This is a genomic window from Nocardioides sp. (assembly GCF_036274455.1).
GTDB lineage: Bacteria > Actinomycetota > Actinomycetes > Propionibacteriales > Nocardioidaceae > Nocardioides.
The window spans coordinates 1-9,571 of sequence record NZ_DASUFR010000023.1 but is presented as its reverse complement, the minus strand read 5'-3'; the positions used below and the strand labels follow the sequence as shown (position 1 = coordinate 9,571).

Below are 9,571 nucleotides of genomic sequence, written 5' to 3'. Positions count from 1 at the left end.
CAGGTCGCGGGGGGTCTGGAGCCCGACCCGGAGGTCGCGCCGCCTCAGCCGGTCACCACGTCCGTACGCTCGGAGCGCTCGGTCGCACCCCAATCCGTGGTGCGGGCGCAGCTGGCCAACCCGTTCCTGGCGCCCGACTTCAGCGGCGCCCCGCAGCGCCGGCCGCGCGAGCAGCGTCTCGCCGGGTGGGACCTGATCGAGCCGCTGCTGAACGCGTTCGAGCACCCCGAGCCCGGTGCGTCGTCGTGCATGGACCTGCCCGAGCCGACCACGCCCGTACGGCTGCCGCCGGGCCTCGAGCTGATGCCCCACCAGGCCCGGCTGCTGGAGGCGGCGGCGCGCGGCCACCGTACGTTCCTGCTGGCCGACGAACCGGGCCTCGGCAAGACCGCGCAGGCGCTGCTCGCCGCGCAGGCCGCCGACGCGTTCCCGCTGCTCGCCGTCGTACCCAACGTCGTCAAGCGCAACTGGGCGCACGAGGCCGAGATGTGGGTGCCCAACCGGCGCGTCACCGTCATCCACGGTGACGGCGACGACGTCGACGGGTTCGCCGACATCGTCGTCGTCAACTACGAGATCCTCGACCGTCACGTCGGCTGGCTCGGCGAGTTCGGCTTCCGCGCGATGGTCGTCGACGAGGCGCACTTCATCAAGAACAAGCAGTCCCAGCGCTCCCAGAACGTCCTACGCCTCTCCGACAAGATCCGCGCCCGCACCGCCCGGCCGTTGCTGCTGGCGCTCACCGGCACCCCGCTGATCAACGACATCGAGGACTTCCACGCCATCTGGGAGTTCCTCGGCTGGATCGACGACAAGAAGCCGCTGGCCAAGCTGATGGACAAGCTCGAGGAGACCGGGCTGACCCCGGCCGACCCGGGCTTCTACCCGGCGGCCCGCAACTGCGTGGTCGAGATGGGCATCGTGCGGCGCCGCAAGGTCGACGTCGCCGCCGACATTCCCGCCCGCCGGATCGCCGACCTCCCGGTCGAGCTCGACGACGAGATCGGGCGCAGCATCCGCGAGGCCGAGCGCGAGCTCGCCCGCCGGCTGCTCGAGCGCTACGACATGGCGATCGCCACCCGCCGCAGCGGCTCGGTCATCGACGGCATCGACCACGAGCTGGTGCGCCGGGTCGCGACGTGGGAGCGCGAGGACACCACGACCACGACCAAGGACGGCGACAACGTCTTCACGATGCTGCGCCGCATCGGCCAGGCCAAGGCCGGCCTGGCCGCCGACTACGCCGCCCAGCTGGCCCGCAGCGTCGGCAAGGTCGTCTTCTTCGCCAAGCACGTCGACGTCATGGACCTGGCCGGCGACACCTTCGAGCGGCGCGGGATCCGCTACGCCGAGATCCGCGGCGACCAGACCCCGAAGGCCCGCGAGGAGAACATCAAGGCCTTCCAGGAGGATCCCGAGGTCCAGATCATCATCTGCTCGCTGATGGCGGCCGGCGTCGGCATCAACCTCCAGATCTCCTCCAACGTGGTCCTGGCCGAGCTCTCCTGGACCGACGCGGAGCAGACCCAGGCCATCGACCGGGTGCACCGCATCGGCCAGGCCGAGCCGGTCACCGCCTGGCGGATCATCGCCTCGCAGACGATCGACACCAAGATCGCCGAGCTCATCGACAGCAAGGCCGGCCTCGCGGCCCGCGCGCTCGACGGCTCCGACGAAGAGGTCGGCTCGTCGGTCGACATCCAGCTCGAGGCCCTTGTCGCGCTGCTCACCGAGGCGCTCGAAGAGCGCGAGCGGACCAGCGTCGCCGGATAGCCTTCCCCCGTGCGACGACGGGCGGGGGCCGCGGTTGCGGCGCTCTGCCTCGCCGTGGCCGGCCCGAGCGCCTGCTCGAACGCGTCCGGTGAGCCGGAGCGCCGGCTCGTCTGGAGCGACGACTTCGACGGGGCCAACGGTGACCCGCCCGACCCGGCCAGGTGGCGGCTCGAGCAGTTCGCCGATGCCACCGACGCCGAGAAGCAGTGCTACACCGACAACCCCGAGAACGCGCACACGGACGGCCACGGCTACCTCGTCATCTCGGCGCTCGAGCAGGCCGGCAACTGCGCCGACGGCTGGTACCGCTTCGTCACCTCCGCGCGGCTCACCACCAAGGGGCTGGAGAGCTGGCAGCACGCGCGGTTCGAGATCCGAGCGAAGATGCCCGGCGGTGCCGGCACCTGGCCGGCGTTCTGGGCGCTGGGCGAGGACGACGACGTCGAGTGGCCGGCGGTCGGTGAGATCGACGTGATGGAGTACGCCGGCCGCGACAACACCCACGTCATCGGCACCGTCCACGCCGCCGACCACGACGGCGACCCGTTCTTCCTCCAGGCCGACACCCGCAGCGACTCGTTGCTCAGCGCCGACATGCACACCTACGCGGCGGAGTGGGACCAGGACAAGGTCGTCTGGTACTTCGACGGCGAGGAGTACGGCCGGGTCACCCGCACCGAGGTCGAGCAGCACGGGTCGTGGCCCTTCGACCGCTCGTTCTACCTGATCCTCAACCTGGCCATGGGCGGTGTGCTGGGTGGTGAGGTGCCCGCCAGCCTGACCTACCCCCAGGAACTGGTCGTCGACTGGGTCCGTGTCTACGCCTGACCGGACTCCCTGGACAATTGGGCCCATGCACGAGTTCGACCGGCTCACCTCCGTGACGCCGTCAGGGGAGGGGCGGTACGCCGCCGAGCTGGCCCCGGGCTGGGTCGTCGGCGGTGGCGTCAACGGCGGTTACCTGTTGGCGGTGGTCGGCCAGGCGGTGCGCGCCGCCCTGCCGGCCAAGCCGGACCCGGTCGCTGTCAGCGCCCACTTCCTGTCGGCGTCGACGCCCGGCCCCGCGGTGGTCGACGTCGACGTGCGCCGGGAGGGCGGCTCGGTGGCCACGGCCGCTGTCGACGTCGTCCAGGAAGGCGTCACCCGGCTCACCGCCCTAGCCACGTGTGGCGACCTCGGCCGCTTCGCCCAGCGAGCGCCGGAGGCCCGCACCCGGGCCCGGGAGCCCGCGCTGCCGCCGCCGGAGGAGTGCCCCGGCTCCGCCGACGCTGCGCCGGAGCTGAAGGCGTTCATTCCGATGCTGGACCGGTTCGACCTCCGGATAGACCCCAGCCACACGGTCTGGGGTGCCCCGCCGCGGATGACCGGCGCGATCGCCGGCTGGTTCCGCTGGCCGGACGGGCGCGAGCCGGACCCGCTGTCGCTGCTCGCCGTCTGTGACGTGCTGCCGCCGGTCACCTTCGACCTCGGGATGCCCGGCTGGGCGCCGACGCTCGAGCTCACCGTCCACGTGCGCGCCCGGCCCGAGCCCGGCTGGCTCAAGGTGCGCCACGAGACCCGCAACGTCTCTGGCGGCATGTTCGAGGAGGACTGCGAGATCTGGGACTCCGCCGGCCGGCTGGTCGCGCAGAGCCGGCAGCTAGCGCTGGTGCCGCGCCCGGCTTGAGTCGGCGAGTTGGGGAGTTTCGTCGGCTGGCCGACGAATCTCACGGCGGGACGACAAAGGTTTGCCGTCCCGCCGAGAGATCCGTCGGCTGACCGACGAAACTCCCCCGGACGGCGCGCCTATTCGAACCTCGACCGCTTCATCGAGTAGACCCACCGCCGGCGCGGATGCTCGGTCACCGACCAGAGCAGGTCCGTCGACGGCCACCAGGCGATGTCCTCCGGACCCATCGGCGTGGCCCAGCGGTAGCGCCGGAAGTCGCCCGGCCGGCCGGCGTACACCGAGCCCGGCACCCACGGTCCGGTGGAGGCGGTGAGGTACCAGCGGCCGTTCGCGACCGCCGCGCCCTGGGTCCGCACCACCCCGCCGTCGTCGAGCACCAGCGGTCGCGAGACGCCGTCCTCACCCACCGCCAGGAACTGGGTCTCGGGGTCCAGCGAGTAGCGGGCGAGGCGGCGGGTCTGGGCGCTGCTGCCGTACTCGCCGACCACCAGCTCCGGCGGCGACGAGGCCCGGTCGAGGGACAGGAAGGAGTAGCGCAGCCGCTCGAGCCCGTCGTCGGTCACGGCCCGGTAGGAGAAGCGCACGGGCAGCACGTACCGATAGCCCAGCGAGTCGACCAGCCCCCGCTCGGGCATCCGCATCAGGTCGTCGACCCTGCACGTGTGCACCCCGCGGGCGGTCGCGGCCACGTGGACGTAGGGCCCGTGCCACACCACTCCACCCGCGTGCACGGCCAGCGGCTCGACCGTTACGGCGCCGTCGCGGACCTCAGGCACGACGAGCAGCACGTGGCGGTAGCGGCGGCGGTCGAGGTCGAGGAAGGTCAGCCGCGAGCCCTGGCCGTCCTTGGCGTACCACGACACGACCAGCATCCGCCGACCCTCGACGTCCTCGGTGTCCGAGGCGTCGGCCGAGGTGGAGATGCCCTGCGGCCACCACCGCGGGTCGCGCCGGTCCGCGGCATCCCAGGTCAGTGCCCGGTGCACCGCCCAGCCGGGCGCGAGGGTCCGCCGGGCCCGCCGGTTCAGGTCGCGCAGCAGCCCCGGCAGCCCCACCCGGCCGCCCAGCCGCTCGGCAAGTGCGTCGATCTCGGAGACGTTCTCGTCGGTCCGCACGAGGTGGACGCCGGGTGTGCCCGCGGACGACGTCACCAGCACAATCTAGGGTCATTGCTCGTGGCCCCGGGCGTGGAACGGCAGGCGGTCGTCGGCGCCGCGATCGTTCGGGCCGGCCGGGTCCTGGCTGCGCGACGCACGGGGCCGGCCGACGTGACGGGCCGCTGGGAGTTCCCGGGCGGCAAGGTCGAGCCGGGGGAGAGCGAGGCCGAGGCGCTGGTCCGGGAGGTAGCCGAGGAGCTCGGCGTCCGGGTGAGGGTGCGCCGGTGGCTGGGCGGCGACCAGCCGGTCGGCGAGCGGTACGTCCTGCGCGTCGCCCTGACCGCGCTCGACGACGGGGAGCCGAGCCCGACCGAGCACGACCTGGTCCGCTGGCTCGGGCCCGCCGAGCTCCGCGACGTGGACTGGCTGGACGCCGACCGGCCCTTCCTCGCCGAGCTGTCGCAGCACCTCAATAGGCTGGAGGAGTGAGCGACCCCTCCCGCCCCGACCGCCGCCTGCTCCTCGTGCACGCCCACCCCGACGACGAGTCGATCACCACCGGCGCCACGATGGCGAAGTACGTCGCCGAGGGCGCCGGCGTCACCCTGGTGACCTGCACCGCGGGCGAGATGGGCGAGATCCTCGTGCCCGACCTCGTGCACCTCGCCGCCGACCAGGAGGACAAGCTGGGTGAGCACCGGCGCGGCGAGATCGCCGATGCCCTGGGGGCGCTGGGGGTCACCGACCACCGCTGGCTCGGTGGGTTCGGCGCCTACCGCGACTCCGGCATGCAGTGGCACGAGGACGGCTATGCCGTTGCGGCGGACACCCTCCACGACAACGCGTTCTGGCGTGCCGACCTCACCGAGGCTGCCGACCACCTGGTCGCGGTGATCCGCGAGCTCCGCCCGCAGGTGCTCATCACCTACGACCAGTTCGGCGGCTACGGCCACCCCGACCACATCCAGGCCCACCGGGTCGCGATGTACGCCGCCCAGCTCGCCGGAGTGCGGTCCTACCGCAAGGACCTGGGCGAGCCGTGGGAGATCACCAAGATCTACTGGATCTCGATGTCGGAGAGCCGGATGCGGGCGAGCCTGCGCGCGATCCGCGCGGCGGGCGACACCACCAGCTTCGAGGGGATGGACCCCGACGGTCCGCTGCCGCCGTTCGTGACCCCTGACGAGGACCTCAGCGCCGCTGTCGACGGCTCGCCCTACCTCGAGCAGAAGATGCAGGCGCTGCGCTCCTACCCGACCCAGATCACCCTCGACGGCCCGTTCTTCGCGCTGTCCAACAACGAGGGCAACCAGATGTGGGGCGTGGAGTACTTCCGGATCGCCAAGGGCGAGCCGGGCGAGCTCGGCCACGACGGCCTGGAGGCCGACATCTTCTCCGGTATCGAGCCCTGACCCACCGGGAAGGCGAGATGGGTCTCCGGCTGGCCCCGCTGGCCCTCCTGGCAGGCATCGCGGTGGCGGTCGGCACGGTCGCGGTCTACCAGTGGTGGTGGGGGCTGGTCCTGGCCGGCGCCGCGGTGCTGGCCCTGGTCCTCGCGACACCGCCCGGCTGGGCGACCCGGCTGCCCCTGGCGCTCGGCTTCGTGGGCACCGTCGGGCTGACCGCGGTGCCCCGCGGCGAGGGCGACTACCTGATCGCCTCGACCGCGCAGGGGTACGCCGTGCTGGGGCTGGCGCTGGTCGTGCTGTGCATCGCGGTCGCCACCCTGCCGCGACCCGCTCGCCGACAATCCGGCGAAAAGCCACGATCGGGGTGACTCCTGTTCCTACAGTGAACCCGTGAGGCGTGCGAGACGGCGCGGGATCGGCCATGAGGCCGAAGGCGGACAGGCCGTGGTCCTGATCCTCCTCGTCGTGCTCGTGATGGCCACCGGAGGCTGGGTGGCGGCCTACGCCGGCGCGAGCGGCCGGGTGCCGCGCGGCACCACCGTCGCCGGCGTCGACATCGGCGGCCGCGACCGGTCCACGGCCGCAACGGCCCTCGCCCACGGCCTGCGCATCCACGGCCAGGAGCCGCTCACCGTCACTGTCGGCACCGTCGCCACCCAGGTGGCACCGGAGGACGCCGGCCTGTCCATCGACTACGTCGCCAGCGTGGCCAAGGCCCTTGGCCCCCGGAGCTGGGACCCGCGCGAGCTGTGGCGCTACTACACCGGCGGCGATCAGGTCACCCCCGTCGTCCACGTCGACTACCGCAGGATGGACGCGCTCCTCGACCTGCTCGACGAGAAGGCTGGCCAGCCGGCCCGGGACGCGGGCATCTCGCTGCACGGCGGCGAGATCGCGCTGACCAAGCCCCAGAACGGCGTGGCGATCGACCACGACCACGCCCGCGAGGCGCTCGTCGACGCCTACCGCGCCGGCAGCACGTCCGTGCGGCTGCCGCTGCTGCTGAGCGAGCCTGACGTCGACCAGGCCGACCTCGAGACCGCCCTGGCGACGATCGCCAACCCGGCCATGGCCGGACCCGTCACCCTGGCCTTCGCCGGGTCGCAGGTCACTCTCCAGCCCCGCCAGTACGCCGACCTGCTCAGCATCGTCGACAAGGACGGTGCGCTCGCGCTCGACGTCGACGCCGCGGGGCTCGCCGCAGTCGTCGACCCGGCGGCCCACGACACGACGCCCGTCGACGCCACGGTGACGATGACGGGCGGCGGGCCGGCGGTGGTCCCGGCGGTCAAGGGCGAGACCTACGACGAGCCCGGCGTCACGGCGGCGTTCCTGCAGGGCGTGACCGCCGAAGGTGCCGCACGGACGGTCACGGTGAAGGCGGCGACGAAGGTCAAGGCGGCGTTCACCACCAAGCAGGCCACGAAGCTCGGCGTGGCCCAGCCGGTGGCCAGCTACGCCGTCCCGGTGCCGTCCACGGTCGGCCCGTCCTTCAGCGACGCCGTCAACCGCCTCTCCGGCGCCCTGCTCAAGCCCGGCGAGACGTTCTCGTTCAACGCGCGAGTGGGCATGGTCAGCGGCTCGGGCACCCGGCTGGCCAGCGCCGTCTGGAACGCAGGCTTCCTGGCGGGCCTCACCGACGTCGCGCGGACCGCCTCGCCCACCTACACCGACGGGCTGCCCGAGGGACGTGACGCGATGGTGGACGCGGCGAGCGACCTGCAGATGCGCAACGACTCGTCGTACGGCGTCCTGCTCTCCGCCAGGCTGCAGCAGGGTGCACCCGGCAGCCCCGGCACGGTGGTGGTCGACGTGTGGTCGACCAAGGAGTTCGACGTCGCCGCCTCCACCAGCGGCCGCTACGCCCCGACGCCGCGCACCACGGTCGCGAGCGCCGACCCCGGCTGCGTGCCGAGCGCCGGCGCCGACGGGTTCACCGTCGACCTGGTGCGCACCGTGACCAGGGTCGGCGACCCCACGCCGGTGCGCAGCGACACGGTCACCACGACCTACCAGCCCCAGCCCGCGGTGGTCTGCCAGCCTCCGCCCGCGCAGTAGCCCCTCCCGCTCCGGCCCGACCGGAGCGGGGCGTAGGTTGCTGGACATGATCTCGGGATCTCGCGCGACGACGCGCCCGCTCACCGCCCTCCTCTCCCTCGGCCTGCTGGCCTCGCTCGCCGCGCTGGCGCTTGCGACGGCACTGGCACCGGCTCCGGCGCAGGCCGGGACCGGCCTCTCGTGGCGCGACCTCGAGACCGGCTCGGACGCGCAGTTCCGCGGGCTGGCGCCGGTGTCGCGGCATGTCGCCTGGGTCAGCGGCACCGAGGGCACCGTGCTGCGCACCGTCGACGGCGGGCGGCACTGGACCGACGTCTCGCCCGGTGGCGACACCGGCGACCTCGAGTTCCGCGACATCGAGGCCTGGGACGAGCAGCACGCGGTGATCCTCTCGATCGGCACCGGCGGAGACTCGCGGATCTACCGCACCGCCGACGGCGGGCGGACCTGGAAGCAGGGGTTCCGCAACCACTCCAAGGAGGCGTTCTACGACTGCGTCGGCTTCTGGGACCGGCGGCACGGGCTGGCCATGAGCGACCCGGTGCACGGCAAGTTCCGCACCATCTACACCAAGGACGGCGGACGCTCCTGGACCAAGCGGCCGGCCGCCGGGATGCCCCCCGCCCTGAAGGGCGAGTTCGGCTTCGCCGCCAGCGGCACCTGCCTGGTCACCGCGGGCTCGTCGGACGCCTGGATCGCCAGTGGCGGCGCTGCCGCGCGGGTGTTCCACACCACTGACCGCGGCAGGACCTGGACCGTCACCGACACGCCCGTCGTGCGCAGCGACGCCGGCGGCGTGTTCTCCCTGGCCGTGCGTGACCGGCGCACGCTGGTGGCCGTGGGCGGCGACTTCGAGAAGCCGAACCGGAGCAAGCACACCTCGGCGTTCTCCCACGACGGCGGTGCGACGTGGACCGCCGGCGGCGACCTCGGCGGCTATCGCTCCGGCTCGGCGTTCCTGCCGCCCACCGCGGCGACCGGCCGTCCCTCCACCGGCGTGATCGCGGTCGGACCGACCGGCACCAACGTCTCGTTCGACGGCGGCGTCAGCTGGAAGGCCGTGCACCGTGGCGCGTTCGACGCGGTCGAGTGCACCGGGGACGGCGCCTGCTGGGCCTCCGGTCCCGATGGTCGGGTGGCGCTGCTGGACGGGCTGAAGAAGCGCTGAGCTGCTCAGGAGGGCACAAGTAGCGACCGGGACCGGTCAGGGAGCCAGCCGGTGCAGGTCCCGCGGGAACAACGTGACCTCGCGGATGTTGGCCGCACCGGTGAGCCTGCCCACCCAGCGCTCCAGGCCGATCGCGAAGCCCCCGTGCGGCGGGATGCCGCGCCGGAACGCCTCGACGTAGGACGCATAGGGCTCGTAGGGGTAGCCGCGAGTCTCGAGGGTTCGCACGTAGTCGTCGTAGCGGTGCAGCCGCTGTGCCCCGCTGACCAGCTCGAGGCCGCGGAAGATCAGGTCGAAGGAGCGTGACCAGCGCGGGTCGTCCGGATCGGGGTGGCTGTAGAACGCCCGGTGTGCGGTCGGGTAGCCGTGCACGACGACGAAGTCGCTGCCGTGCTCG

10 protein-coding genes are annotated in these 9,571 nt (G+C 72.8%); 8 read left to right on the top strand and 2 right to left on the bottom strand.

Annotation, left to right across the window (positions count from 1 at the left end; genetic code table 11):
- The 3 genes from VFV89_RS02115 to VFV89_RS02105 all read left to right on the top strand — a co-directional run.
- Positions 1-1,773, top strand: a 1,773-nt coding sequence (locus tag VFV89_RS02115) for a DEAD/DEAH box helicase (RefSeq protein ID WP_329704241.1), incomplete at its 5' end; no start/stop codon positions are given.
- Between the two features lie 9 nt (positions 1,774-1,782).
- Positions 1,783-2,601 carry a glycoside hydrolase family 16 protein gene (locus VFV89_RS02110; protein WP_329704240.1) on the top strand — a complete coding sequence of 273 codons (819 nt, stop codon included), beginning with the start codon at positions 1,783-1,785 and terminating at the stop codon, positions 2,599-2,601.
- Between the two features lie 25 nt (positions 2,602-2,626).
- The gene (locus VFV89_RS02105; RefSeq protein ID WP_329704239.1) at positions 2,627-3,439 is read left to right on the top strand and encodes a thioesterase family protein; all 813 of its coding nucleotides are present in this window, start codon (positions 2,627-2,629) and stop codon (positions 3,437-3,439) included.
- A gap of 119 nt (positions 3,440-3,558) precedes the next feature.
- On the opposite strand, the gene VFV89_RS02100 is transcribed toward VFV89_RS02105, so the two are convergent.
- Positions 3,559-4,593 carry a hypothetical protein gene (locus VFV89_RS02100; RefSeq protein ID WP_329704238.1) on the bottom strand — a complete coding sequence of 345 codons (1,035 nt, stop codon included), beginning with the start codon at positions 4,591-4,593 and terminating at the stop codon, positions 3,559-3,561.
- A gap of 24 nt (positions 4,594-4,617) precedes the next feature.
- On the opposite strand from VFV89_RS02100, the gene VFV89_RS02095 reads away from it, so the two are divergent.
- Genes VFV89_RS02095 through VFV89_RS02075 form a run of 5 tightly spaced genes read left to right on the top strand, consistent with a single transcriptional unit; the run spans position 4,618 to position 9,174 of the window.
- Entirely contained in the window at positions 4,618-5,028 is a 411-nt protein-coding gene (locus tag VFV89_RS02095; RefSeq protein WP_329704237.1) for a (deoxy)nucleoside triphosphate pyrophosphohydrolase, read from the top strand.
- Positions 5,025-5,951 carry an N-acetyl-1-D-myo-inositol-2-amino-2-deoxy-alpha-D-glucopyranoside deacetylase gene (mshB, locus tag VFV89_RS02090; RefSeq protein WP_329704236.1) on the top strand — a complete coding sequence of 309 codons (927 nt, stop codon included), beginning with the start codon at positions 5,025-5,027 and terminating at the stop codon, positions 5,949-5,951. The genes VFV89_RS02095 and mshB overlap by 4 nt, the downstream gene beginning before the upstream one ends.
- A gap of 17 nt (positions 5,952-5,968) precedes the next feature.
- On the top strand, positions 5,969-6,316 hold the full coding sequence (locus VFV89_RS02085) for a hypothetical protein (protein ID WP_329704235.1): 348 nt from the start codon (positions 5,969-5,971) through the stop codon (positions 6,314-6,316).
- A gap of 22 nt (positions 6,317-6,338) precedes the next feature.
- Positions 6,339-8,006, top strand: a complete 1,668-nt coding sequence (locus VFV89_RS02080) for a VanW family protein (protein WP_329704234.1) — start codon at positions 6,339-6,341, stop codon at positions 8,004-8,006.
- Between the two features lie 46 nt (positions 8,007-8,052).
- A complete protein-coding gene (locus VFV89_RS02075) occupies positions 8,053-9,174 on the top strand; it encodes an oxidoreductase (protein WP_329704233.1) in 1,122 nt (373 codons plus the stop codon).
- 36 nt (positions 9,175-9,210) lie between these two features.
- On the opposite strand, the gene VFV89_RS02070 is transcribed toward VFV89_RS02075, so the two are convergent.
- The coding region (locus tag VFV89_RS02070) for an amino acid--tRNA ligase-related protein (RefSeq protein ID WP_329704232.1) at positions 9,211-9,571 on the bottom strand (361 nt) is incomplete at its 5' end.